Raw genomic sequence first — 26,768 nt, forward strand, 5'->3', positions numbered from 1 at the left:
GCTATGGGAAGTCAAGTAAGTGCAAAAACAAATGATAAAGAGCAGCAGCTGAAAAAGGCATCTAAGATGACCTTAATTCGTTCGCTCCTGCCAATCGTAGGATTGGTTGTTATTTTCCTGTTATTTAATGTTCTGACAGATTTCCGTATGATGGGAAATATGTCACTGGTACTTTCACAGGTATATGTAACTATGATTGCAGCTATGGGTGTTTTCTTCATTATGACAATGGGAGGTCTGGATTTCTCTCAGGGATCTATCCTCGGTATTTCATCCATCGTTGTATGTATTCTTTCACAGAAAAGCATTCCACTCGCAATTATCGGTGGCATTGCATCTGGTGCGGCAATTGGAGCTCTGAATGGTTACTTCTATGTATTCCGTAAGATTAAATCCTTCATTGTTACAATTTGTACCATGTTCTTATTCCGTGGATTTATCAAATACCTTACAACAAATGCACCTGTTGCAGGTTCTGCAAAACTGATCAACTATGACAGTACAGGACTTAAGGTTGCATGTACGGTAGTTATTTTGATTATTGGATTCATTGCATTCCGTTATACAAAGTTCGGAACTTATCTGAAAGCAATCGGAGCCGGTGAAAAAGCAGCAATGTTCTCTGGTATCCGTACAGATAAGATGAAATTCCTCATCTATGTACTTGCAGGCGCAATTACAGGATTTGCGGCATTTATCAATGTAATCAAAGTCGGATCGGTTACATCTTCAGGTGGTAACCAGCTGGAAACACAGATTCTGATCGCGCTGGTATTAGGTGGTATGCCGATTTCCGGTGGCGCAAAGGTTCGTTTTGAAAATATCGTTGTTGGATCTTTGCTGTACATTGTATTGAACAGTGGACTGACGATGATGGGATTCACAACACAGATGATGCAGCTCATTCAGGGCGTTGTATTCCTGATCTTCGTTGCAGTATTCGCAGACAGAGATTCTATCCAGGTAATCAAATAATATAAAAAATTTTACAGTTGGGGAACTGACAGTTCTCATTTTCGAGAAGAATTTCCCGGATGTATACAGATCAGAAGTCAGGATTTGCAGTCCAAATAAGATTGCGGATCCTGATTTTTGGTCTATGTGGCAGAAATGGAGAGTTTATGCATAAGACAGATCAAGAAGGACTTAAATACCAGAAATTATATAATTGGGCGCATACACTGATTACCAGTGGTATAATTAAAAATATGGATAAATTTCCGTCAGAGACAAGTCTTCAGAAGAAGTTTGGGTATTCCAGACAGACCGTGAGGACTGCATTGCAACAGCTAGAGGAAGAAGGTCTGATTACCCGTGTGAGGGGAAGCGGAACCTATGTTTCTTACGACAGCAATGGAGTAAATGGAGAAAGACCACAGATAGGTCTTCTTCTGAGCTATTATTCTGATTATCTGTTTCCACGGGTATATGATGGGATTGAAGCTTCGCTGGCAGAAAAAGGGTATGGAATTGAGGTCGCAGTAACGAAGAACCGTCTGAATGATGAGGCGATTTATCTGGAGGGACTGCTGAAAAGTAATGTTAGTGGTCTGATCATTGAGGGATCAAGATCTGCATTTCCAAATCCAAACATTCGTCTTTATAAAGAAATCAAAAGAAAAAATATTCCGACGCTGTTTATCCATAATCATTATGAAAATGTGCCATTTGACAGTGTGGAAATGTCGGATTCCAGATCGGCTTACGAGCTGACCAGGATTTTGATCGAGAACGGACACCGCAGGATTGGTGGAATTTTCAAATATGATGATATGCAGGGAATTGAGCGGTACAAAGGATTTATTCAGTGTCTGTCGGATTACGGTGTAAAATTTGATGATGACTGTATCCGCTGGTATTCAACAAAAGATATGGAAGAAAAGCTGAGTAAAAAAGGACTTCTCCGTATGTACAGACGGACGAAGGATTGTACGGCGATGATGGTCTACAATGATGAGGTGGCGGATTATTACATGGAGTTCCTGGAAGAGAGAGGGCTGCATGTGCCGGAGGACATTTCGCTGGTATCTTTTGATGATGCAGAGCTTCAGGATTCGAGTACCAGTATCCAGCTGGTGACAGCGGTGCATCCAAAGTATCAGCTCGGACGTATCACAGCAAAACATCTTCTGCGGATGATGGAGGATCCGGAATGGCAGCAGAAAAATTATTCGTACCGGTTTCCTGTAAAAATTAGAGATGGAAATTCAGTGCGGAAAATATAGAAAGAGTGAAAAGCAGGTGACGAAATCCGGCAGCACTGAATGCATTCGGAACCTGTTCAAGCTCGGCAACCATTCCGATCAGTAAGAGTTGTGTGGAGAATGAACTTGGTGTTTCCAACCAGATTTCCAGTATTGCAATTCCGCTTGGAGCAACGGTCAATATGGATGCCGTTTCAATCGTTATGTCATTCATGATCATGTTCTTTGCAAATGCATGTGGTGTCAATGTCAGTGTATCGATGATGATAATTATCCTTCTGGCAAATGTGCTTCTGTCAGTCGGTACACCGGGAATCCCGGGAGGTGCGATCGCATCCTTTGAGGCACTTGCTACGATGGCAGGACTTCCGGCAGGTGTTATGGGCGTTTATATCAGTATCAATACGCTTTGCGATATGGGAGCAACCTGTGTAAATGTTATTGGTGATATGGCAGGCTGTGTGGTATTGCAGGAGAAGATTGATCTGAAGTAGGACGAAAGAAAATAGACGAAAACATAGGCAGCCGGTCTGAAAAGATCAGCTGCCTTTTTACATATTATTCATCTAATAATTGGAATTTCATATACACCGGATCATGATCCGAGTAGCTATATCCGGTATTTACATTTTCATATTCTGTGCATTCAATATTATCGGAAGTAATAAATCCGTCCAGCGTCACTGTGTAGGTCACACCAGGTACATATTCCATATCTGCATTCCGTGCACTGTCCCAGAGAGCATCCTTTTCACTGTCAGAAAGATTGTCCAGGCAGAATGAAAAGTGTTCTGGAAGCTCTTCGCGTGGGAATGGATAAGCCCAGGACTCACAATTTTCTGCATCTTTTTCGGATGCCTTAAGGTCATGGTTGAAATCACCACCGCAAAGTACATAATTACCGGCTTCGTATTCCTTTTCCATATCTGCACTCAGCATACGGATCTGTCCTTCGCGAATCGCATCACTGTTGCCGTAAGCAGACATGTGTAGCAGGAAGATAACCAGTTCCTTTCCGTTATCTACAGGGACTCTGGAAATACTGTAACAGCGGTCAAGATCAAAGAACTTGCTGAAGCTTGTCGATATAGGAAAGCTTCTTCTCAGAGAATCCGTAACCGGATATTTGGAGAAAAGAGCAAGTCCGGAACGGCTACGGCCATGCGGCTGTGTGAATGGATAAAAAAGGAATGCGGAATCGTAATTCTGTGCAAATACCGTATTGTAACTTGGAATCGTATCCTTTAAAATCGAGTATTCATCTACATGGTAGCTTCTTGTAGAGTTCAGATCAACTTCCTGGATTAGTGTGAAATCCGGATCTTTGGAAGCAACCAGCTCTCCGGCACCCTGAATATCAGCTTCGACACTTTCCTTACTTTTTGCCCAGGAAGATTTTCCACCGTCCATAAAGAAGCTGAAGTCCGGCGTGTAGGCTCCGAAACCAACATTGTAGGTCAGAGCGGAATATTCTTTCTCGGTTGTCAGTGTGTCAGCTGCGGCTGTTCCACCGGAAGTTTTCTCGATCTTCGAAGCCTGATTATCTGGAATGCGGTGATAGCTTGCAAAGAGATAGATCAGATATGCAATCAGCGCAACCAGAATGATAAGCAGGAAGATTCCGAGAACTTTTAATATCTTTTTTATGTTCTTTTTCATAATATCCCCTTTTTGTTTGTTAAATTATAGATAAATCTATGTAAAATATAAGTTTACTATAGCATGTCTAAAAGATTATTTCTATAGAATTGAGAAAAGAAAACAGGTATAGTAAACTATAAAATAAAGCGAAAAATCTCATTGAAGTTCTTATTGCATCTCGTTATAATAGGAAATGGAGAAATGAAATCACAATAATATTGGGGAAATAATATGTGATTAGATCCGAGTATTTATTTAATGATTGGGAGGTTTACCATGAACGAAAAGAATTACAGCAAAGTACCAGTATTTGAGAATGGACTTGCACAGCCGGTATTTCCACTTACAGATGGAAAGACAGGAGAAAAGTATGATCCGGCAACATCCAGTATCGTAAGATATTGTGTTTATGTGGAAACGGATTACGATGTGGACGGAGATGGAAAAAGAGATCTTGTGAAAGCTGTTGTCCAGGTACCAAGAAGTGCAGTAGAGGGGAATTATAAGGCTGCAACTTTATATGAGGCACGTCCATATGCGGCGGGAGTCCAGGAAGATGGATATCCGCATATGAAAGAAGTGGCAGAAAAAGAATATCATCCGGTTAATTTTGCAGATCTTGACAAAAAAGTGGATGCGCATGTTCCGCAGGGATGTATCAGTGCAATGGATCTTTCTTTAAAAGCAGATCCGGCAGACTGGTATTATCCGGATAAAGGAAATAATAACATTATGGTTTTTGAAAATATCGACACCTTTGATTATTATCTTGTACGTGGATTTGCAGTTGTTTTAAGTGCGGGATTTGGTTCAAAAGGATCTGACGGATTCAATTATGTTGGTTCAGACTATGAAAGAGACGCTTTCAAAGCAATTGTAGAATGGCTGCATGGAGACCGTATCGGATATGCAGACCGCGAAGGAACGGTTGAGACAAAGGCAGACTGGTCAAACGGAAAGGTTGCCATGACAGGAAGATCTTACGCCGGAACCATGCCGTTTGCAGTGGCAACAACAGGAGTAGAAGGACTGGAGACAATCGTACCGATCGCAGGAATCGCGGACTGGTACAGCCAGCAGAACATGCAGGGCGCACAGCGGTACTGGCCGAAAGAAATGCTGAACAGCTTCCTTGCCTATTTTTGTTCCAGCCGTTACAATGATGAGACATTAACCGAGAAGCAGCGGGAGGATATGGCAGCATTCCATCATGAGATGAGCCTTCAGCAGATCAAGGGTGGATTTGACTATAATCCGGAATTCTGGGGTATGGGAAATTATCGCCTTCATGCAGACCGGATCAAATGCAGTGCGCTCATCGTACAGGGATTGAATGACGAGAACGTGTCTACCAAGCAGTATGAGATGATGTACAAATCTTTCCAGAAGGCAGGAAAGAATGTAAAAGCAATCCTTCATCAGGGTGCACATATCACACCAACTATGCCGAAACGATATGGAATCCTTGTAGATGGTAAATTCTATGATGATATTATCAATGAATGGATTTCTCATTATTTATACGGAGTTGAAAATGGTGCAGAGAACAGACCGGCAATCCTGGTGCAGATGAACTATGACCAGAGAAAATGGGAGACAGCAGATTCCTGGGAGACAGCATATAAGATGACTCTTACATGCGAAGAACAGGGAACAACTGTAATCGATACAGACTGGGAAGCAGCGGGTGTCAGTGCAGAGAACTTCGATGATGTGATGGGTGTGAGATCAAGCAATATGGCACAGCGTTATGTGACGGATCCGTTTAAAGAGGCAGTGACATTACAGGGAACAACTTGCGTAAGATTAAGAGCAGCGTTAAAAGATGGAGATGCAGAAGCAGATTTCAATCCGGTAAACAGTAATGATGCAGATACTCTGACGATGAAGCTTGGAATGCATGAAATGTCAGGACGTATGGATGATGTGAAGCTTACTCTTCTTCTTTGTGACGTGTGCGATGAAGAATTTGACAGCATTCAGTCTGTAGATCCGCAGAGAAATACAATTCCGGTCAATGTGGTAAAAGAAGGCGGAATTATTAGCGGAGGAGAGGTTCCGGCATGGAATGAAGCGGAGTTTGCTACTGTACATAAGAAATACCGTGTGATCACACGGGCATTTGCAGATCTGTGCAATCCGGAAGCAGGATATGAACCGGAGACAGCACAGAACAGTATCGAACTGAAAAAGGGTGAATACCATGATTACCATATTTATTTGAATGCGACAAGATATACGGTAGAGCCTGGACATAGTCTGGCACTGGTCATCACGACAGAAGATCCGATCAACTGTCTGATCCACAAGACCTATTCTGTGGAAATTGAGAATGCATCAGTGACAGCGGAAGTTCCGATGACTGCAGTGGTAGAAAATCGCGTGATGACGAGAAAATAAATTACATAAAAGGATAGTTATATAATTATTTCATGAAGGATCACCATTCCTGGAAACAGGCTTTGGTGGTCCTTTTTTACAGTAATGCAGATGTATCCTATGCTTCAGAAAAAAATTTTAAGATATATCGGGATAATTCTTTTTATTTTTTGGTAAATATTGTAAAATAATTAGAAATGAAAATAACAGGAAACTGCGTAGTAGAAGTCTGGAGGAAAAGACATGAACGCGGAAGAACGAATGACAAAAGAACAATTAGAAGAAGAAATCCGACATTTTCGGAAGATCTTTCAGGAGATCCGTCTTTTCCCGATTGGAAATATATCAGATATCGATGAAGAATGGAGAAAAATCAATGAGGGGCAGAGATGCTATCATTATTGGAAACGGGAAACACCCTGTGATAACTGTGTAGCGATGCGTGCAGCGACCACGAAAGAAGAAAAAGGAAAGCTGGAGATTGTAAATGGCAAGATTTATCAGGTGATCGCACGTTATATAGAAGTAGATGAGAAGCCATATGTACTCGAGCTGATCCGTTGCCTGGATGGTGACTGGTCGATTGGAGAGATCAATCATGAGCGTTTGATAGATATGTTTGTACATTACAATGACAGGTTATACAGAGATGCAGTGACAGATGCATACAACCGGCGGTATTATGAGGATGAGATGAAGAACAAGAAGAAAAATGCCGGGGTTGCACTGATCGATCTAGATGATTTTAAACTGCATAATGATACCTACGGACATCAGGCAGGGGATATGGCACTCTATACGGTTGTAGATATTATCCGGAAAAATATCCGTAAGACGGATAAGCTGATCCGTTTTGGCGGGGATGAATTCCTTCTTGTGATGCCGGAAGTTACGGAAGAAGTTTTTAGCCAGAAACTGCAATTGATACAGGAGCGTATCTATAATGCAAATGTTCCGGGATACCTGAATTTGCGGCTTTCTATCAGTGCCGGTGGCGTGCTGACGGAAGGAGACAGTATTGAGGAAGCCGTGAACAGAGCGGACAAGCTGATGTATCAGGCGAAGGCTACGAAGAATAAAGTGGTTACACAGAAAGATGAAAGAGAGCAGTACGAGAAGCATAACCAGATTAAACAGCGGATCCTGGTTGTCGATGATTCAGAGATGAACCGTGCGATTCTCTGTGAGATGCTGAAAGATGATTTTGAGATCATCGAAGCAACGAACGGACAGGAATGCGTTTCGCTAATAGAACAATACGGGAAAGAGATATCACTGGTACTGCTTGATATCGTGATGCCGGTTATGGACGGTTTTGAAATTCTGATGTATATGAACCGGAATCACTGGATTGAAGATGTGCCGGTAATTATGATATCCAGCGAGGAATCTGAGAACTATATCCGGAAAGCGTTCAAGTTTGGAGTATCCGATTACATCAGCAGACCTTTTGACAGCAAGGTTGTATACCAGCGTGTATTTAATACGATCAAGCTGTATGCAAAACAGAGAAGGCTGATTTCCATGGTATCCGATCAGATGCATGAAAAGGAAAAGAACAATCAGATGATGGTAGAAGTTCTAAGCCAGATTATGGAATTTCGTAATGGAGAGAGCGGCCTTCATGTTGTCCACATCAATACATTGACGAGACTTTTTCTGGAAAGACTTGTTGAGAATACGGATGCATATAATTTGACGCCGGATGACTGCTATCTGATTTCAACAGCATCCGCGTTTCATGATATCGGTAAGGTTGGAATTGATGAGTCGATTCTGAATAAGCCTGGAAAGCTGACTAAAGAAGAATTTGAGACTATGAAAGAGCATACGCTGATTGGTGCTTCTATGCTGGATAAGCTGGAGCATTATAAGGATGAGAAGATGATCAAGATCGCGTACCAGATCTGCAGATGGCATCATGAACGTTATGATGGTAAAGGGTATCCGGATGGTCTGATCGGAGAACAGATTCCAATTGCGGCACAGGTTGTATCTGTGGCAGATGTTTATGATGCACTGGTGAGTAAGCGTGTATATAAAGATGCGTATTCACATGAGCAGGCGATGAAGATGATCCTGAACGGAGAGTGCGGAGCGTTCAATCCGCTTTTAATGGAAGTTCTTGTGGAAATCCAGGATAAAATAAAAGAAGAAATACGTTACGAGGCATAAAAAAGAAGAAACGTCCGCCATGAAGGTAACGATCGGACGTATGCTTCGGAAAAAGGATGCATCAGATGGTGCGATGACGCCATTTCAGGCAGTCTGTACGGCACTCGCGGCAACGGTCGGAACCGGAAATATTGTAGGAGTTGCAGGAGCGATCGCGATCGGAGGACCGGGGGCAGTCGGAAGCTTCTTTATCAGTATGAAAAAAGGTGTGTCCAGAGGAATTTTCTCTAATGAGGCAGGTCTTGGTACCGGATCGATTGCACATGCATGTACAGATACAAAAAAACCGGTGAAACAGGGATTCTTCGGAATCTTTGAGGTATTTATAGATACGATCGTAATCTGTACACTGACCGCACTGGTAATCCTGTGCAGCGGAGTTCCGATTGGTTACGGGGAGGCAGCAGGTGCGGAGCTTACGATTCTTGGATTTACTTCTACATATGGGAGCTGGGTATCGATCTTTACCGCGGTTGCAATGTGCTGCTTTGCATTTTCAACGATTATCGGATGGGGACTTTATGGAACCAGATGTATTGAATTTTTATTTGGAACGAAGATCAACAAACCGTTTATGGTGCTGTATTCACTGGTTGCGATCGTCGGAGCAACGATGGATCTTGGACTGATGTGGAATATTGCAGAGACATTTAACGGACTGATGGCAATCCCGAACTTAATTGCAGTCTTCCTGTTATCAGGAGTTGTGGTAAAACTTGTAAAAGAATATTTTGCAGGGGAAGGGAAAGGCGTATAGAAAAATGAAATACCTGGCAGAAAGTGAATTTTTCTTTCTGCCAGGTTTTTTTAATTTCCAAAATCAACACCATACACTTGAAAGTGGGCTTCAATTCGGTGTTTGGCTTCCCATAAAATCTGAACAACTTCTTTTTCTTTTTCCCCAGAAATACGGAAAGTTGGTATGGATACACTTAAAGCTGCGATTGGCGCGTTATTGTAATCCAGAGAAACGGCAATGCAGTTCACCATTAAATTAGTTTCTTCATGCTCTAATGCGTATCCGCGCTGTCGGGTAAGCTCCAGTTCTTTTATCAGATCATCGACGGTAGCAAGTGTATGCGGGGTGTATGCGGTAAGAACTTCCGGAAATAAACTGCGTATTTCTTCTTCGGATTTGTAAGCCAGAAGTGCTCTTCCGAGACCAGTACAATACAGAGGAAGTTGTTTTCCTACAGAAGACATCAGACGGATTGGCTGAGGTGCTTCTTTTTTTGCAATATAAAGTACCATGTTTCGGGACTGGATGCCAAGCTGACAAGTTTCGTTGGTTTGTGTTGTGATATTACTCATTTCCTGCTGAATGAATTGTAGGGAAGTCTTACGGTTATTATATGTAATTCCTACAGAATAAGTTGCTACACCAATAAAATAGCGCAGAGTATTCTTTTGCATATAAATAAAATTCCGGGCAGTCATCGTATGAACAAGCGGCATAATGCTGCTTTTTGGAGCGTTCAGTGCTTTGGAAAGCTCAGTGAGGGTCATTCCATCTTCTGAGTTTGAAAGAAGCTCCAGTATATCAAGTACCCGCTCAGTAGGGCGATGTTCAGTTGTTGCCATTGATTTAAATCTCCTTTATTAACATTGAAATTATTCAAATTTCAATCAAATATATAAAAATTATATCAGATAATCGTATAGAATTCCAGAGTTGCGTGTTGTATATGTAGAAATTTACCTAAAAAAATTGTGCAAAATGATAAAAATAATGAATTTATTTGATGATATATTGACAATAAAGTGTACGAGTGCTATTTTAAGAACATAAAGTATGTAAATACATACGGAGTACGTATATACGAACAAGTGAAAAGTAAAAGGTAAAGAGGAGGCAAAAAACTATGATTATGAACTTTTTGAAGAAAGTGCCGGCTGGAATGATGATCGTTCCGCTTTTGATTGGAGCAATTTTAAATACGTTCTGTTCGTCGGTACTTCAGGTAGGTTCACTTACAACAGCAACTTTTTCAAATGCAGGTGCGGCAACAGCGATGGGAATTCAGCTGGTATGTCTTGGAACAACGTTAAGATTTAATGAACTCGGAAGTGTGTTAAAAAGGGGCGGAGTCCTTTTGATTTCCAAATTTGTGGCTGGAGCAGTAATTGGTATTGTTGTTGGTAAAGTGTTCGGTACAGATGGATTTCTTGGATTATCTGCATTAGCAATTATCTGTGCGGTAACAAACAGCAATGGTTCCGTATATCTTTCCCTGATGCAGTCTTATGGTGATGAAGTGGATAGTGGCGCAATGGCATTACTCTCATTGAATGATGGTCCATTTTTTACACTGGTCGCAATGGGAGCTTCAGGACTTGCAAATATTCCGATTCTTTCAATCCTTGCAGCAATTACACCGATCATTGTTGGTATGATCCTTGGAAATCTTGATAAATCATTTTCTGATTTCCTTGCACCGGCAGGACCGATTTTAATTCCTTTTGTAGGACTTACACTTGGAGCAGGAATTGATCTTTCCGCAGTTATAAAGGGAGGACCGTCAGGAGTTCTGCTTGGATTTATGACTACTTTTATTGGTGGAGCATTTATTGTATTATGTGATCGGAAGATTTCAAAACGACCGGGTTATGCCGGCTGGGCAGTAGCGACAACAGCAGGAAATGCAGTAGCTGTACCGGCAGTTGTAGGACTGGCAGATAAGAGTCTGGAAGCATATGTACCACAGGCAACAGCACAGGTTGCAGCATCTGTAGTTATTACAGCAATTCTTGTTCCAATCGTCACAAACTGGTGGGCACATAAATATGGCTGCCCGAAATTCCCTCTGGAAGAGAAGAAAACAGAAGCAGCGAAGTAACAAGATATATTGTAACATATTAATTTAAAGATACCAGGGTCAAAATATCTTTTGACCACAACATCATTTAAACATGAAAATAGGAGATGAGCAAAATGGCAGTAACAGTTAACGCAGCAATTATTGATGAAAAAGATACCGTCGTTGTAGCAATTGAAAAGATTAATGCAGGAGATGAAATAATCTGGAGAGACAGAAACGGAGATGTACAGAAGATTACAGCAGCTACAGATGTACCAATGTACCATAAAGTAGCAATCAAGGAAATGCCAAAAGGAACGGAAGTAGTAAAATATGGAGAACACATTGGTCTTGCAGCATGTGACATCCATGTTGGCGAGCATGTACATGTACATAATGTCCAGAATCACAGAGAAAATCTTTAAATACGGAATATAAGAAGACAGGAGGAATTTAAAAATGGAAAAAATGACTTTTTGGGGATATAGAAGACCAGATGGAAGAGTTGGAATCAGAAATAAAATTTTAATTTTACCGGCAAGTGTCTGTGCATCAGATACAACAAGAATTATCGCATCCCAGGTAGAATCTGCAGTTACATTCAATAACCAAAATGGATGTTCCCAGGTTCCGTCAGACCAGCAGTTCACAATGGATGTAATGGCCGGATATGCAGCAAACCCGAACGTATATGGAACGGTCGTTGTATCACTTGGATGTGAAAACTGTCAGATGGATCTTGTGTTAGATGCAATTAAAGAGAGAACGAATAAACCAATCCGTCATTTCATTATACAGGAAAACGGAGGAACGATTTCTACAGTAGAAAAAGCTGTCCGTGCAGCAAAAGAGATGGCACAGGAAGCTTCTCTTCTGCAGAAAGAAGAATTTGATTTTTCTGAGCTGATCATCGGAACAGAATGTGGAGGTTCGGATCCGACTTCAGGACTTGCAGCAAATGTCCTGATCGGAGAGATGAGTGACCGTATGGTAGAACTTGGAGGTACTTCGATTCTTTCTGAGACAACAGAATTTATTGGCGCAGAACATATTCTGGCACGACGTGGAAAGACAAAAGAAATCAGTGACAGAATTTACCAGATCGTTCATGACTATGAGCATGCGATTAAGTTGGTAGGACATGATATCCGTGAAGGAAATCCTTCTCCTGGAAACAAAGAAGGAGGACTTACAACATTGGAAGAAAAATCATTGGGATGTATCCATAAAGGTGGTCATTCAGAAGTAACAGCAGTATATGATTATGCAAAACAGGTAGAATCAAAACAGGGACTTGTTATTATGGATACTCCGGGAAATGACCCATCATCAGTAGCGGCAATGGTAGCCGGTGGATGTCAGATTGTCGTATTTTCTACCGGACGTGGTACACCGACAGGAAATCCGCTTGCACCGGTAATTAAGATCACCGGTAATAAAGTTACTTTTGCAAATATGTCCGATAATATTGATATTGATGCAAGCCCGTATATTTACGGAACCAAGACGATGACAGAACTTGGTGATGAGCTGATGAAAGAAATCAAGGAAGTTGCGGATGGCAAGCTGACAAAAGCAGAAGCTCTTGGATATACAGAAATGGCAATTGCGAGAGTTTGTAACTATATGTAAAAAATGAGGTGAAAAAATTGCGCTATACCAGAGTAAAAGATAAAAATGGAGAAATTCATCTAGCAGCTTTCGAAAAGGAAGAAACCGTGTTTTTTCTGGATGAATTATTCCCGGAATTAAAAGGGAAAACGTTGATAGATTTTGTTCATATGGTAAATGGTGATCCGCAAAAAGCAGCACAGATGATCTGTGCTGCAGATGGATCGGTACATAGAATGGAAGAGCAGCAGATGTTGACACCGATTGAACATACGGTTCACGATATCCTCTGTGTCGGAGTCAATTACACAGATCATCTGGAAGAGACAAAGGAACATCTGGCAGGAGCTGTGTCGGATGAAGTATCCGGTACCGTGTATTTTGCAAAAAGAACAAACCGTATTCTTGGGGCAAATGAAGAGATCCAGGGACGATTTGATATCGATGAAAAAGTGGATTATGAAACAGAATTAGCGGTCATTATAGGAAAAGAAGGAAAAGGAATCACGGAAGAAAAAGTAGAAGAATATGTATTTGGATATTCCGTATTTAATGATCTTTCTTCAAGAGATCTTCAGACCAGACATGGACAGTGGCTGATGGGAAAAAGTCTGGATAATTATACGATCATGGGACCTGTGATCGTAGACCGTACAGAGCTTCCGATGCCATTAGAACTTGATATTAAAAGTTATGTGAATGGTGAACTCAGACAGAATTCAAATACAAAATATCTGATTAAAAAAGTTCCGGGGCTGATTGCTGAATTGTCCAAAGGAATTACTCTGGAGGCTGGTGACATTATTGCAACCGGTACACCAGCAGGTGTTGGAATGGGATTTACGCCACCAAGGTTCCTGAAGAAAGGTGATAAAGTTACATGTGAGATAGACAGGATTGGTCAGCTGACGAATTATATTGTCTGATTTTTACAAGAAAGTGAATTAGGATAAAGATAGGAAGAGAGGTAGAAAATATGTGTAAAATCGTTACACCAGTTGTTACAGTTTTTGATGAAAATGAAAAACCGGATTATGAAGGGAATAAAAAGGTAATTGATTTCCTGATTGAAGGAGGCGTTGATGGAATTCTTGTGTTGGGATCGTCCGGTGAATTTACAGGACTTACGAAACAGGAGAAACATGATTTCTTCAAATTCTATGCAGATTATACTGCAGGGCGCACAAAGCTTTATGCTGGAACCGGAAGCCTTAATTTTGAAGATACTGTGGCGTTGTCAAATGAAGTGAATGAAATGGGTTATGAAGGAGCAATGGTTATCGGACCATGCTATTATGCACTGGATCAGGAAAAGATTTTTGTATATTATGATACGCTTGCAAAAGCGGTAAAAGGAAATCTTTATATCTACAATTTCCCGGCAAGAAGTGGACATTCCATCGCTCCGGAAACCTTGAAAAAGCTGGTGGAAAATAATGCTAACATTAAAGGCTTAAAGGACTCCGTATCAGAACCAAATCATACAAATGAACTGATGCTGGCAGTAGAAGGACATGAGTTTGAGATGTTCTCAGGATTTGATGATCAGTTCCTTTATAATCTTACATCCGGAGGAGTAGGATGTATCGGGGCACTTTCCAATATTGTCCCTGAGATCTGGAGTGATCTTGTAAAATCAACAAAGGAAAAAGATTTTGACAGAGTTATGGCGTTATCGGAATTGACGCATGAGCTTATGCCACTTTATGATCTGGATTCAAATTTCTCATTGCTGTTTAAAAAATTGATGCAGCACAGAGGTGTAGAAATTGAAGACCGTGCAATCTTCCCGTACAATCAGATGGAAGAAAGTGTGTATAAAAAAGCAGAGATTTTATTAGATAAAGTTATAAAGAAATATCAGAAATTGAAATAATAATATGTAGTAAGAGCAGACATTGCCTTCCCGCCGCAAGGAATGTCTGCTCTTTTGCATATTTATATATGAAATGAATACTTACCAGGATTCAGGTAATATAAGGTCTTCTTTACGCATTGCAAGAGAAGCGCCTGGAACGGAAAAGTCCGGCATACCATTTTCATCCCAGAAAACTTTGCCGATATAAGCATTTCTTCCGGCATCATAAAGTGGCTGATAGTCTCCTTCACCCAGATAACGTTCTTCCTGGCGTGCGTGATAGACCATCAGATCTTCTGTGTCATCGGTAGAACGGATAAAGCTGTTATGTCCAGGTCCGAAGAAGCCGGTGGTGCGACTGCTCTGGAATACCGGGTAAGGGAGCTTTGTCCAGGAAGAAGAGTCCAGAAGATCAGAATCTTCGCTGGCATATAAAAGTCCCATATTGTAAAGAGCATCTGTGCCACTTGCTGAAAAGGTAAGGAAGATCCGCCCGTCATGCTTTAGCACAGCGGGACCTTCATTTACAGCGAATCCGTGGAGCTCCCAGTTATACTCCGGATGTGTCAGAAGAACAGATGGAGTACAGATTGTCCATGGATTGGATAATTTGGCAATAAAGATATCGGAAATATTGTTTGTCTTTTGTGCCCATACAAAGTAATCTGTATCGTTGTGATGGAAAAAAGTGTGATCCAGCGAAAAGTCTGTAAAAGCAATATCATTTTCTACAGTTGTCTGGATCGGCCCTTTGCTGATCCATGGATCAGTCATCGGGTCATCACCGGTACAGGCAAGGCAGTGTGGACGGATCCGCCATGAAGAGTGGTCAGATACAGTCGTGGTATAATATACATACCAGCCACCCTGAATATAATGGATCTCAGGAGCCCAGATGTGAGGACTTACACGATCAGGACCGATAGGTTTTCTTTCGTAGATTATTTTTTCTGTGTAGCGCCCGGAATTGTCAGTCAGATCTTCGAGCGTGTCTGCGCTGCGCAGGATGATGTAAAGATACTGATAAGTACCATTCAAATTATGGCCTGCGTCGGTATGAGAGCCGAGAAAATAGTATTTTCCATCCGTGTGCTTGTAGATATAAGGGTCTGCACGGTGGCTGATGATCGGTGCTGCATAGTCGTTGTCCTGAATATGTCCAATACCATCTTCGCTGCGGATGATTCTGCGCAGTTCCTTCATTCTATTGGTATAAGTTACCTGTACGGTTGCGGAAGAATCGTCCATTTTGGAGACAGATTGTATACATACTGGCTCTGGCTTCCCATATTTATTTTGTAAAGAAAAGAGACCGGAGACAGCAATTTTTTCGCCGTTTGGATCTTGATTGGCTAATGCGTCGGATACAGGAAGTTCTTCGCACGGAAGGATGATTGAAAATCCGCCGTTAAGGGCGTACCAGTCTTTGCGGTTGTAGCTGTATTCGAGATAATAATGATTTTCTTCAGGGATCTCCCATGAGACATTCACGGATCGTATATAAGCAGAATCCTGCTGATCGTGATAGAATTTATCTGCCATAGGAAGTGTAATTGATTGTTTCATAAATCCTCCTTTGGCATTGCATTTATAAGAAAACAAGGATTTTTATTAATTTTAGCATAGAATTAACTGATTGACAAGGCGGAAATGGATAGTCTAAGATAGAGAATAAGAAGAAAAATAAATGGGAAGAATGACCGGAAGAATAAAAAAGGGAGAAAAGGAAGCAAAGAGATGGTTACGATCAAGGAGATTGCAAAGGAATGCAATGTTTCTGTAGCAACAGTATCAAATATTTTAAATCACAAACCTGGCGCAAGTGATGAAACCAGGAAGATCGTGATGGATAAGATAAAAGAGCTGAACTATAAGCCAAATACTGTGGCGAGAAATCTGAAGACAAAGAATACCAGAACAATCGGGGTTATTGTTGAAGATATGACGATCTTCAGTATCCCGGATATTGTAGATGGTATTACAGAGCATTGCGAGGAGAACAGTTATCAGATTCTACTGATCAATCTGAGACTGTTCAAGAAATACAATGATTTTTACTATCACAGAGATGATTATTATGGACGTGTCGGTGAGGAGATTGACAAGCTGATCGCAAGACAGGTAGAGGGGATTATTTATGTTACGGCACATGAGAGAATTATGCGCTGTATTCCGGAGAATTTGCCGATACCAGTCGTTATGGCATATGGATATACAGCGAATAAAGACATTCCGTCAGTGGTAGTGAATGACGAAGATGGAGCGCATCAGATCGTGGATTATCTGATTGCAAACGGACACAGGCGTATCGGAATTATTACTGGTAAGCCGGACAGTATCCATATGCAGGAACGACTTCTTGGTATGCAGAGAGCTCTTTTTGAAAATCAGATATTATATAATCCTCAGGCAGTATATTATGGAGATTGGACAAGAAAAAGTGGATATGAGGGAACGAAGCAGCTTCTGAAACAGGGGATAACAGCAATCTGTTGTATGAATGACCTGATGGCGGGTGGAGTATATGACTGTCTGGAAGAGAACGGAATACTTCCGGGGAAGGATATTGCAGTAACCGGTTATGATAACCGTGAATTATCCGGATATTATAAACCACCACTTACCACCATTTCCCTGCCTCTGCATGATATTGGTTATACGGCGAGTGAGGTGATCATGCGTATGGTAGAAGGAAAAAGATTAAAAGAGCCGGAAGGAATATACCGTGTTGGATGTCATATGTTAGAGCGGAGCTCGGTTGAAAATATTACAGAAAATTCATGAATTTACACTAAAAATAACAGAAATCAGAAAAAAATAAGCGCTTATAGAAGAGAAAAATGCTCTGTAAGTGCTTATTTTATTGTGTGATTGTGCAAAATACACAAAATTAAACGTTTAAGTTCTACTTGCATTTATAATAAAAGTGCGTATATAATTAAAACAAGCAAGAAACAGGTAAATAAAATAAAAATATGAGCCTGAAAAACAAAAACAGCATTGCATATTTAAGAAAAACGGGAAAATTGTAAAAAAGAATATTAAACGATTAAGTAAGTATATATAGATCGTATTTAATATTCCGAGGAAAAATTATGGATGACAAGAAACTAAAAACGGTACCGCTGAATAAGATTAAGATCTCAGATCGGTTCTGGAACAGATACACCCATCTTGTGAAAGATGTTCTGATTCCATATCAGTGGGATATCTTAAATGACAAGCTTCCGGATGTGGAAACCAGTCATTGCATTGAAAACTTCAGGATTGCGGCAGGAGAAGCGGAAGGCGATTTTGAAGGAGCAGTATTCCAGGATACAGATGTAGCGAAGTGGCTGGAAGCTGTAGCATATTCTCTGGCAGTAGAGCCGGATGAACATTTATCTTACCTTGCTGATAAAACAATTAACCTTATCGGTCGTGCCCAGTGCGAAGATGGTTATCTGAATACATATTTTACGATCAAAGATCCGTCAAAGCGTTGGACGAACTTGAAAGAGGGACATGAGTTATATACAGCAGGGCACATGACAGAAGCAGCGGTTGCATATTATAAAGCAACCGGAAAGACGGAATTTCTGGATATTATGAAAAAGTTTGCAGATCTGATCTGCAGGACATTTGGACCGGAAGAAGGTCAGAATCACGGGTATCCGGGACATCAGGAGATCGAGCTTGCATTGATCCGTCTGTATCATGTTACCGGGAATAAGAAATATCTGGAGACAGCAAAATACTTCATCGACCGCAGAGGTGTAGGTGAAAATTATTTCTTAGAAGAGGAAAAGAAACCGGAATATAAACAGATCTTTCCGGAGTTTGCCGAATATGATCCGAGATATTCACAGTCCCATCAGCCGGTAAGAGAACAGAAGACGGCAGAGGGACATGCAGTAAGGGCTGTGTATATGTATTGTGCAATGGCAGATCTGGCATATGAGTATCAGGATGAAGAGCTGATGGAAGCGTGTAAGACATTGTGGGAAGATATGACGAAACGCCAGATGTACATCACAGGAAGTATCGGGGCATCCGGACTTCTGGAACGGTTTACAACGGATTACGATCTTCCAAATAACAGTAACTACTCAGAAACATGTGCATCGATTGGACTTGCGCTCTTCGGAAGAAGAATGGCACAGATCACAAAAGATGCGTCTTACATGGATGTTGTGGAAAGAGCACTTTACAATACTCTGTTGTCGGGAATTGCGCAGGATGGAAAGAGCTTCTTCTATGTAAATCCACTGGAAGTATGGCCGGATAACTGTATTGAACGTACTTCTAAGGAACATATAAAACCGGTCAGACAGAAATGGTTTGGAGTAGCATGTTGTCCACCGAACATTGCGAGAACACTGGCATCTATGGGACAATACATCTATTTTACAGATAAGAACACAGTATATGTAAACTTATATATTTCCAATGAAGCACAGATCGATCTGGATGAAGGAACAACAAAGATTCAGATAGAAAGCGACCTGACCAATACCGGTCACATCGTATTAAAGGTCACACCGGATGAAGGAAGCACAAATAATCTGGCGATCAGAATTCCGGATTATGTGAAAGCGTACACCATCCGGAAAGACGGGGCACTTTTAGAGCATCAGGATATCTGTCAGGCATATCTTACGATCGGTGGAATCAGCAAACAGACCGAGATCGTAATTGATTTTGAAGTACCTGCAAGATTTGTGAGAGCAAATCCGAATGTCAGAGAAGATGTGGGAAAAACTGCACTGGTGAAAGGACCTCTGGTGTACTGTCTTGAAGAAACAGACAATGGAGAGAATCTTCCGGCTATCTTCGTGGATACGAAACAGGAAGTCAGAGAAATGTTTGAACCGGAACTTCTTGGAGGCGTGACAACACTTCGGTTTAAGGGAAAGAAACTGAACGTGGATACGTGGAAAGACGGAGCGTTATATGATAGCCGGGAAATGGCATTCGAGGAAGTAAATCTGAAAGCAGTTCCATATCATTGCTGGGACAACCGCAAGACGGGTGAGATGCTGGTATGGATGAAAGAGATGTTTTAATTAAAGAATCTATCAGGGGACATACAACCCTGTGGAGAAATAAATACCCAAAAGGAGGAAGAAATATGAAAAAGAAATTAGTGTCAGTGATTCTTTGTGCAGCTATGACAGCAACAATGTTGCTCGGCTGTAGCGCAGGAAGCGAAAAGAGCGGCTCCGACAGCAAAGCAAAAGGGGAATCAGGCGGAACAAAAGAGATGGAAGTTGATGGAGATGCAACCACTCTTAATGTATGGACATTCATCGAGTTACACCAGGAATTCTACACCAACATGGCAGAGAAGTGGAATGAGGCACATCCGGATAAGAAGGTTAAATTAGTACTTTCTAATATGCAGTATGATGATATGCACAACAAATTATCTCTTGCACTGGAATCCGGAAAAGGTGCTCCGGATGTAGTTGATATTGAGCTTGGAAAATTCCCGGCATTTACAAGTGGTGAAATCGGACTTATGGATCTGACAGATGCGATCGAACCATATAAAGATAATGTAGTAGAATCCCGTCTTGACATCTATGGGAAAGATGGAAAATATTATGGCTTCCCAACACACGTTGGTACAACCGTTGCATTCTACAACGATGATCTGTTAAAAGAAGCAGGAATTGATTACACAACGATCAAGACATGGGATGACTTTAAAGAAGCCGGTGTTAAATACCATGAAGCTACAGGTAAAGAATTTGCCTGCGCTGAAACAACAGCTCAGTGGATGATCAACCTGATGTTAGCTCAGAAAGGTACAGATTACCTTGACAAAGATGGAAAACTTGATCTTACAAACGATAAAGTAGTAGAAGTACTTCAGTATATCAAAGATATGCAGGAAGCAGGCGCACTTGCAACCGTAGCTGGTGGACAGCCGGATAACGAAGAAGCTTATCCGGAATACAACAGTGGCAACTTTGCAGTACAGATTATGCCTTTCTGGCAGACATCAAGATTCACAAACTATATGTCTGACCTTGATGGCAAGATCGCTATTGCAGCACCTCCGGTATTTGGTGACAACGATGCAGTTAAGACAATCGGTGGTGGCGGAACCGGTACAGCAGTTGTTAAATCTTCTGAAAACGCAGAACTTGCAGCAGAAGTATTCGCTTACATCAAACTGTCTGAAGACGCTAACAAAGAAGTTTGGAATGTATTAGGATTTGACCCTGTTAATACAGCAGTATGGACAGATACAGATCTTACTCAGAATCCGGACAACCAGTTTGTAAAATACTTCAAGACAAAACCGTTTGATACATTATTAGAGCTCCAGGATGGCATTGGCTCACTTGCTTCTTGCACAAGCGAAAAATATCCATCTATCAATAACGAGTTCTGCACAACAACACTGAATAACATTTTTGAAGAAGGAATGGATGTTAAAGAGGCATTGGAACAGTCTCAGGAAACTCTTGAAAATGAATTTGGTGGCAAATAAAAAAGTTACAATTAAGTAACTGGTAATGTAATATTCAGGGGTTGCGTGCAAAAGCTGCCGCAGCCCTTTCTATAATTTAAGAAGGAGGATACATAAACCATGAAGAAACTGTTCTATTCTCAGAAATTAGCTCCTTATGTGTTCATCCTTCCTTTTGTCCTTACTGTTATATTTTTCTGGGCAGTTCCAATCGCGAACGGAGTCCTTTTAAGTTTTCAGGATGTATTACAGGATAAATGGGTTGGATTGGATAATTATAAGAGACTTCTGTCCGACAAGATATTTTTAAAAGCTCTGGCTAACAGTACTCGATACATGATCGGAACACTGGTGCTGCTGATTCCGTTTCCGATGTTTTTCGCAACGCTGCTGAACAGTAAGCTGATGAAGAAACCAGGATTTTTTAAATCAATCTATTTTCTTCCGGCTTTGACATCAGTTGTAGTTGCAGGTACAATCTTCCGTCTGATGTTTGGTGAGATGGAGACTTCTCTTGCCAACCAGGTGATCGGAATGTTCGGACTTGGACCGATCAAATGGTTAAAGAATGATCTGACTGGTTATTTTGCACTGTTACTTCTGGCATGCTGGAGATGGACAGGTGTTAACATCCTGTACTTCCTTGCCGGATTACAGAGCATTTCAACAGACCTTTATGAGGCAGCTTCTATTGATGGAGCAAATAAATGGCAGCAATTTACAAGAATTTCCCTTCCACTTCTGAAGCCAACCACCGTATACGTGCTGACGATCAGTATCTACGCAGGTCTTGCCATGTTTAATGAAAGTTACATGTTATGGAAAGGTAATAACTCGCCACAGAATATCGGGCTTACGATCGTTGGATATCTGTACAGGCAGGGAATTGAAAAACGTGCAATGGGTTATGCCTGCGCGGTAGGGCTTGTACTTCTGGTTATTGTTATGATCGTCAATATGATACAGTTGGCGGCAACAGGAACATTTAAGAAGGAGGAGAGATAGTATGGGTGAAAAGAGAAAAAAGAAAGACCGGCTTTGCACAGTATTGATGCTCATTTTCTTCTCAATCCTGGCTATTCTGATTATTCTTCCGATTTATACGATCTTTCTTGCCAGCTTCAAGCCGGGCGGAGATCTTCTGCAGTATGGACTGAACCTCGGAATTGACTGGAAACGTATGAGCCTGGATAACTACGTGCTTCTGTTTACAGGACAGCATAACTACTGGAGATGGTTCTTTAACAGTATCTTTCTTACTGTAATTACCGTAGTAGCCACACTTCTGGTAAGTGCATTTGTAGGATATGGATTTGCGGCTTATGAATTCAAAGGGAAGAATGCAATGTTTGTTGTCGTTCTTCTGATCTTATCTGTTCCGCTGGAAGTCATCATGCTTCCTCTGTATAAGCAGATGACTAACTGGGGACTGATGGACAGCTATATTGCGATCATATTACCATTTGTTGCACATGCATCCACAATCTTTTTCTTCAGACAGTATCTTCTTGGACTTCCAAAATCACTTATGGAAGCCGGACGAATTGACGGAGCGACGGAGTATGGTATCTTTTTTAGACTGATCATGCCGATTATGAAACCTGCATTTGCGGCCATGGCGATCTTAAATGGTATGAACGCATGGAACAATTACCTGTGGCCATTACTGGTAATCCGTTCTTCAGAAAAATATACACTGACACTTGGACTTAACACCTTGATCAACCCATATGGAGATAATTATAGTCTTCTGGTTGTAGGTTCATTCTTCTCGATCATTCCGATTTTTATACTGTTTGTATGCTTCCAGCAGTATTTTATTGAAGGTATGACAGCAGGTGCAGTAAAAGAATAATTGTTGTAAAATAAGAAGGTAAGATAGAATAGGAGGCTGAAAATGAGTAAGACAGCGAAGATGATCATTGATAAAGATTTCCGGATTTCCAAGGTAGATGAGAGAATTTATGGTTCTTTCATTGAACACCTCGGACGTGCCGTATACGATGGCTTATATCAGCCGGGCAATCCGTTGTCGGATGATGATGGATTCCGTAAAGATGTCATTGATCTGGTAAAGGAACTGAATGTGCCGATCATCCGTTATCCGGGTGGAAACTTTGTATCAAACTTTTTCTGGGAAGACAGCGTAGGACCGGTGGAGGAGCGTCCGGCACGCCTGGAACTTGCATGGAGAAGTCTGGAAGAAAATAAGATCGGATTAAATGAATTTGTAAAATGGACGGATAAAGTAAATTCCAACATGATGATGGCAGTAAATCTTGGTACAAGAGGAATTGCAGATGCATGCAATCTTCTGGAATACTGCAACCATCCTGGTGGAACGAAATACAGTGATCTTCGTATCAAACATGGAGTGAAAGATCCACATAACATTAAGGTATGGTGCCTGGGAAATGAGATGGACGGACCGTGGCAGCTCGGACACAAGACCATGGAAGAATACGGACGTCTTGCAGAAGAGACCGCAAAGGCAATGAAACTGATCGATCCATCCATTGAACTGGTATCCTGTGGAAGCTCAGCTCTTGATATGCCGACATTCCCGAAGTGGGAATCTACCACTCTGGAGAATACATATGATTATGTAGACTATGTATCTATGCATCAATATTATGGAAATCGTGATGATGATACTGCAGATTTCCTTGCATGCTCTGATGATATGGATGAATTTATCCGTACAGTCATTGCAACCTGTGATTATGTAAGAGCGAAAAAACGTGGAAAGAAAAATATCAATATCAGTTTTGATGAGTGGAATGTATGGTTCCATTCAAATGCGGCAGATGATGATATCACACAGAATCATCCATGGCAGGTAGCACCTCCGATGTTGGAAGATATTTATACATTTGAAGATGCACTGTTAGTCGGTCTGATGCTGATCACATTGCTGAAACATGCAGACAGAGTAAAAATTGCATGTATGGCACAGCTGGTCAACGTAATTGCGCCGATCATGACAGATCAGGGAGGCGGAGCAGCCTGGAAACAGACAATTTTTTACCCGTTCCTTCATGCATCCAGATATGGACGTGGTGTTGCATTAATGCCGCTTGTTCAGACAGCTAAGCATGATACTGCAAAACATGAAAATGTTACTGACGTAGAAAGTGTTGCAGTGTATAATGAAGAGAAAGAAGAACTTACAATTTTCGCTGTTAACCGTACACTGGATGAAGATATTGAACTGACAACAGATTTAAGAGGTATGGAAGGCTTCCATCTGACAGAGCATATTGTAATGGAAGAATCCAATCTGAAACTGGTGAACAGTTCTTATGAACAAAAAGTAGTACCAAAGACAGTAAACCGTTCAAAGATGGACGGCGGAATTATGACAACTCTTCTTGGAAAAGCATCATGGAATGTAATCAGATTAAGTAAGTAGAGGCGGATAGATAATGAAATTTCTGGCAATTGACAGTCCGGTAATGAGGGTACTTGGGCGACTTGGAGATATTATAATATTGAATATGATCTTTGTAGTCGGATGCATTCCAGTGATCACCATTGGAACTTCATTAAGTGCATTGTACGCGGTAGCGATGAAGATGGCAAGAGGGGAAGAACCATCCGTGTGGAAGGAATTCTGGAAAGCGTATAAAAGGAACTTCAAACAGGCAACCATTTGCTGGCTGATCATGGCTGTCGTTGCCATACTGTTGTTTGTGGATTTTCGTATCATAAGAGTTTTTCAGGGAAGCATGTATAGTGTGATGCGTGTGATTCTGGCAATTATTCTTGGAATGTGGATACTGATGTTCCAGTATCTGTTCCCGTATATTGCAAGATTTGAAAATGGTATTTTTGCGACATTGCGCAATGCATTACTTCTTGCAGCAGTGAACATTCCGTTTACAATCGTGATTACAGGTTTAAGCGTCGGATCACTGATAGTGACATTATTTACATCCAGATCATTTGTAGTTGCAAGTATTTTATGGGTGTTCTTCGGATTTGCAGTATTATCGTATGCACAGTCATTTCTGCTGTGCCGGATTTTTGAAAAATACGAATAGAGTTGTGAACACTAAATAGAAAATAATATAACAGGGACAAGACAGAAATCGCTATAATGCCTGGAAATTCAGGTGTTATAGCGATTTTTTGCCGATCCGGTAATATGGACACCGCCGTACCAGATTCCTTCATTTTCAAAATTTCCAACTTTTGATGGCTTTTCTGATGGAAGAAATTATCCCATAACAATTTCTACATGATATTCATTCACATTCTCATCCGGTCGAATACAGATTCCGCCTTTTGCTTCTTTATCGGTTCTTACAGGTGCAAGATCTTCTGATTCCACGTCATATGCATCCGACGATCATCTGTGAGTACACATATGGCTCTGTGTGGTGGATATCACTGATGTCTTCAAGGTAAGCAGGGCAGGTCTTGCGGTAGATCTCAAATGCTCTGTTACCACGTCCGATTCTCGTCTCAGCAATCGATACCCATGGATTGTTGTGGCAGAAGATACCTGCATTTTCTTTATATCCCGGTGAATAAGAAGAAATTTCACCAAGGTTGAGGTGATAAGTTGTATATGCAGGCTGGAGCAGAACAATACCGTACTTTGTAGCCAGCTTTTCTTTAACAGAATTCAGAGCTTTTTTCGCCTGGCCGTCATTTACACCGACATCGGCAAGTACACAGAATCCCTGTGGTTCGATGTAAATCTGGCCTTCTTTGTATTCTTTGGATCCGACTTTTTCGCCAAATGCATCGTAGGCACGGAGATCAAAGCACTTTATGAGATCACGCCACTGATGGGAATTAAGACACTTCTCGGTGGTAATGCAGAAGTTACATTTGTACAGGGATACAAACGGGATGAAAAGAAAGAAGAGTCTGAGGCGAACTGGCAGGAGACCAGCCTGGAAGATGGCGGCGGAAGCAGAAAAGAAGAGCAGTCTGTAGATGTGAAAGTAAAAGAAGAAAGAGTACTCCTCAGAAAAGAGGCAGCAGAGCTTGCCGCGCAGTATGATGAGGTCATTCTGGTTGGTGGTCTGAACCATGAGCATGACAGTGAAGGAATTGACCGCGCAGATATGAAACTCCCATATGAGCAGGATGAACTGATTCGGGAAGTACTGAAGGCAAATCCGAATACGGTGATTGTCATGATGGCAGGAAGTCCGGTTGAGATGGGGAGCTGGATCAAAGACGCAAAGGCTGTTGTATGGAACTGGTATTCCGGAATGGAAGGTGGAAATGCGCTTGCCGAAGTTTTATTTGGAAGAGTAAGTCCATCCGGAAAGTTGCCGGAAACCTTCTACAAAAAGCATACGGACTGTTCTGCACATGCAGTCGGAGAATTTCCGGGCGACGAAAAGGTGCGTTATAAAGAAAGTGTTTTCGTAGGCTACCGCTATAATGATACTTTTGGGATTGAACCGGAATTCTGTTTCGGACATGGACTTTCCTATACAACCTTTGCCTATTCAGGTGCAGAGATAAAAAGGAACGGGGCTAAGCTGCAAGTCAGCTGTGATGTGACCAACACAGGAGACAGAGCAGGAAAAGAAAGCGATGTAGTTGAAGTCAGAATCGGAAGCTCATCAAGGAATATAAGAATTGCGAGAGTGTTGTAAGAAGATGAAATGGAGAATCAT

At 41.4% G+C, this 26,768-nt stretch carries 21 protein-coding genes and 2 pseudogenes; 19 read left to right on the forward strand and 4 right to left on the reverse strand.

Translation table 11 applies throughout. The annotated features are described in order from the left end of the window. Positions 1-3: 3 nt before the first annotated feature. From PG766_RS05895 to PG766_RS05905, 3 genes are read left to right on the forward strand one after another with little or no spacing between them, the layout of a single operon-like run. A complete protein-coding gene (locus PG766_RS05895) occupies positions 4-975 on the forward strand; it encodes an ABC transporter permease (protein ID WP_118198662.1) in 972 nt (323 codons plus the stop codon). Between the two features lie 59 nt (positions 976-1,034). Further along, on the forward strand, positions 1,035-2,225 hold the full coding sequence (locus PG766_RS05900; protein WP_118198663.1) for a GntR family transcriptional regulator: 1,191 nt from the start codon (positions 1,035-1,037) through the stop codon (positions 2,223-2,225). A gap of 35 nt (positions 2,226-2,260) precedes the next feature. Then, positions 2,261-2,698: a cation:dicarboxylate symporter family transporter gene (locus tag PG766_RS05905; protein WP_330428599.1), complete on the forward strand. Its 438-nt coding sequence runs from the start codon at positions 2,261-2,263 to the stop codon at positions 2,696-2,698. 64 nt (positions 2,699-2,762) lie between these two features. On the opposite strand, the gene PG766_RS05910 is transcribed toward PG766_RS05905, so the two are convergent. Then, complete coding sequence (locus PG766_RS05910; protein WP_118198664.1) at positions 2,763-3,863, reverse strand: endonuclease/exonuclease/phosphatase family protein; 1,101 nt, start codon at positions 3,861-3,863, stop codon at positions 2,763-2,765. Between the two features lie 258 nt (positions 3,864-4,121). On the opposite strand from PG766_RS05910, the gene PG766_RS05915 reads away from it, so the two are divergent. The 3 genes and pseudogenes from PG766_RS05915 to PG766_RS05925 form a co-directional block, all read left to right on the forward strand. Further along, on the forward strand, positions 4,122-6,245 hold the full coding sequence (locus PG766_RS05915; protein ID WP_182438590.1) for a CocE/NonD family hydrolase: 2,124 nt from the start codon (positions 4,122-4,124) through the stop codon (positions 6,243-6,245). A 222-nt stretch (positions 6,246-6,467) separates the two neighbouring features. After that, complete coding sequence (locus PG766_RS05920) at positions 6,468-8,399, forward strand: diguanylate cyclase domain-containing protein (protein WP_118198666.1); 1,932 nt, start codon at positions 6,468-6,470, stop codon at positions 8,397-8,399. 16 nt (positions 8,400-8,415) lie between these two features. Next, positions 8,416-9,156: pseudogene (locus PG766_RS05925) on the forward strand (alanine:cation symporter family protein); the annotation flags it as partial. 50 nt (positions 9,157-9,206) lie between these two features. On the opposite strand, the gene PG766_RS05930 reads toward PG766_RS05925, so the two are convergent. Next, complete coding sequence (locus PG766_RS05930; protein WP_117557356.1) at positions 9,207-9,980, reverse strand: IclR family transcriptional regulator; 774 nt, start codon at positions 9,978-9,980, stop codon at positions 9,207-9,209. A gap of 281 nt (positions 9,981-10,261) precedes the next feature. Between PG766_RS05930 and PG766_RS05935 the strand changes: the two genes are divergently transcribed. The 5 genes from PG766_RS05935 to PG766_RS05955 all read left to right on the forward strand — a co-directional run bounded on the left by PG766_RS05935 (position 10,262) and on the right by PG766_RS05955 (position 14,684). Further along, positions 10,262-11,236, forward strand: coding sequence for a 2-keto-3-deoxygluconate permease (locus PG766_RS05935; protein WP_118198667.1), 975 nt, complete (start codon positions 10,262-10,264; stop codon positions 11,234-11,236). Between the two features lie 95 nt (positions 11,237-11,331). Then, on the forward strand, positions 11,332-11,622 hold the full coding sequence (locus tag PG766_RS05940) for a UxaA family hydrolase (RefSeq protein WP_243002802.1): 291 nt from the start codon (positions 11,332-11,334) through the stop codon (positions 11,620-11,622). A gap of 34 nt (positions 11,623-11,656) precedes the next feature. Further along, on the forward strand, positions 11,657-12,829 hold the full coding sequence (locus tag PG766_RS05945) for a UxaA family hydrolase (RefSeq protein ID WP_330412027.1): 1,173 nt from the start codon (positions 11,657-11,659) through the stop codon (positions 12,827-12,829). A 17-nt stretch (positions 12,830-12,846) separates the two neighbouring features. Continuing rightward, positions 12,847-13,734, forward strand: a complete 888-nt coding sequence (locus tag PG766_RS05950; RefSeq protein WP_243014365.1) for a fumarylacetoacetate hydrolase family protein — start codon at positions 12,847-12,849, stop codon at positions 13,732-13,734. Between the two features lie 50 nt (positions 13,735-13,784). Then, positions 13,785-14,684 carry a dihydrodipicolinate synthase family protein gene (locus tag PG766_RS05955; protein WP_117557362.1) on the forward strand — a complete coding sequence of 300 codons (900 nt, stop codon included), beginning with the start codon at positions 13,785-13,787 and terminating at the stop codon, positions 14,682-14,684. A gap of 81 nt (positions 14,685-14,765) precedes the next feature. Here PG766_RS05955 and PG766_RS05960 read toward each other — a convergent pair whose 3' ends face one another. Continuing rightward, entirely contained in the window at positions 14,766-16,232 is a 1,467-nt protein-coding gene (locus PG766_RS05960) for a family 43 glycosylhydrolase (protein WP_270590608.1), read from the reverse strand. 171 nt (positions 16,233-16,403) lie between these two features. Between PG766_RS05960 and PG766_RS05965 the strand changes: the two genes are divergently transcribed. The 7 genes from PG766_RS05965 (at position 16,404) to PG766_RS05995 (ending at position 25,169) form a co-directional block, all read left to right on the forward strand. Next, the gene (locus PG766_RS05965) at positions 16,404-17,450 is read left to right on the forward strand and encodes a LacI family DNA-binding transcriptional regulator (protein WP_117557366.1); all 1,047 of its coding nucleotides are present in this window, start codon (positions 16,404-16,406) and stop codon (positions 17,448-17,450) included. Positions 17,451-17,761: 311 nt separating this feature from the next. Then, positions 17,762-19,711: a glycoside hydrolase family 127 protein gene (locus PG766_RS05970; protein ID WP_118198668.1), complete on the forward strand. Its 1,950-nt coding sequence runs from the start codon at positions 17,762-17,764 to the stop codon at positions 19,709-19,711. A gap of 65 nt (positions 19,712-19,776) precedes the next feature. After that, positions 19,777-21,147, forward strand: a complete 1,371-nt coding sequence (locus tag PG766_RS05975; protein WP_117557370.1) for an ABC transporter substrate-binding protein — start codon at positions 19,777-19,779, stop codon at positions 21,145-21,147. Between the two features lie 99 nt (positions 21,148-21,246). Beyond that, complete coding sequence (locus PG766_RS05980) at positions 21,247-22,131, forward strand: carbohydrate ABC transporter permease (RefSeq protein ID WP_117557372.1); 885 nt, start codon at positions 21,247-21,249, stop codon at positions 22,129-22,131. A gap of 1 nt (position 22,132) precedes the next feature. Further along, positions 22,133-22,981, forward strand: coding sequence for a carbohydrate ABC transporter permease (locus PG766_RS05985; RefSeq protein ID WP_117557374.1), 849 nt, complete (start codon positions 22,133-22,135; stop codon positions 22,979-22,981). A gap of 42 nt (positions 22,982-23,023) precedes the next feature. Beyond that, positions 23,024-24,538 carry an arabinosylfuranosidase ArfA gene (gene arfA, locus PG766_RS05990; protein ID WP_118198669.1) on the forward strand — a complete coding sequence of 505 codons (1,515 nt, stop codon included), beginning with the start codon at positions 23,024-23,026 and terminating at the stop codon, positions 24,536-24,538. A 13-nt stretch (positions 24,539-24,551) separates the two neighbouring features. Continuing rightward, on the forward strand, positions 24,552-25,169 hold the full coding sequence (locus PG766_RS05995; RefSeq protein WP_117557386.1) for a YesL family protein: 618 nt from the start codon (positions 24,552-24,554) through the stop codon (positions 25,167-25,169). Between the two features lie 300 nt (positions 25,170-25,469). On the opposite strand, the pseudogene PG766_RS17080 reads toward PG766_RS05995, so the two are convergent. Further along, positions 25,470-25,892 (reverse strand): annotated as a pseudogene (locus tag PG766_RS17080) (GH36-type glycosyl hydrolase domain-containing protein); the annotation flags it as partial. Between the two features lie 30 nt (positions 25,893-25,922). Between PG766_RS17080 and PG766_RS06005 the strand changes: the two are divergent. Then, a complete protein-coding gene (locus PG766_RS06005) occupies positions 25,923-26,747 on the forward strand; it encodes a glycoside hydrolase family 3 protein (RefSeq protein WP_243014370.1) in 825 nt (274 codons plus the stop codon). Positions 26,748-26,768 lie beyond the last annotated feature (21 nt).

It is taken from the genome of Coprococcus sp. LG101-27, from assembly GCF_027695515.1.
In the GTDB taxonomy this organism is placed as follows: domain Bacteria; phylum Bacillota; class Clostridia; order Lachnospirales; family Lachnospiraceae; genus Allocoprococcus; species Allocoprococcus comes.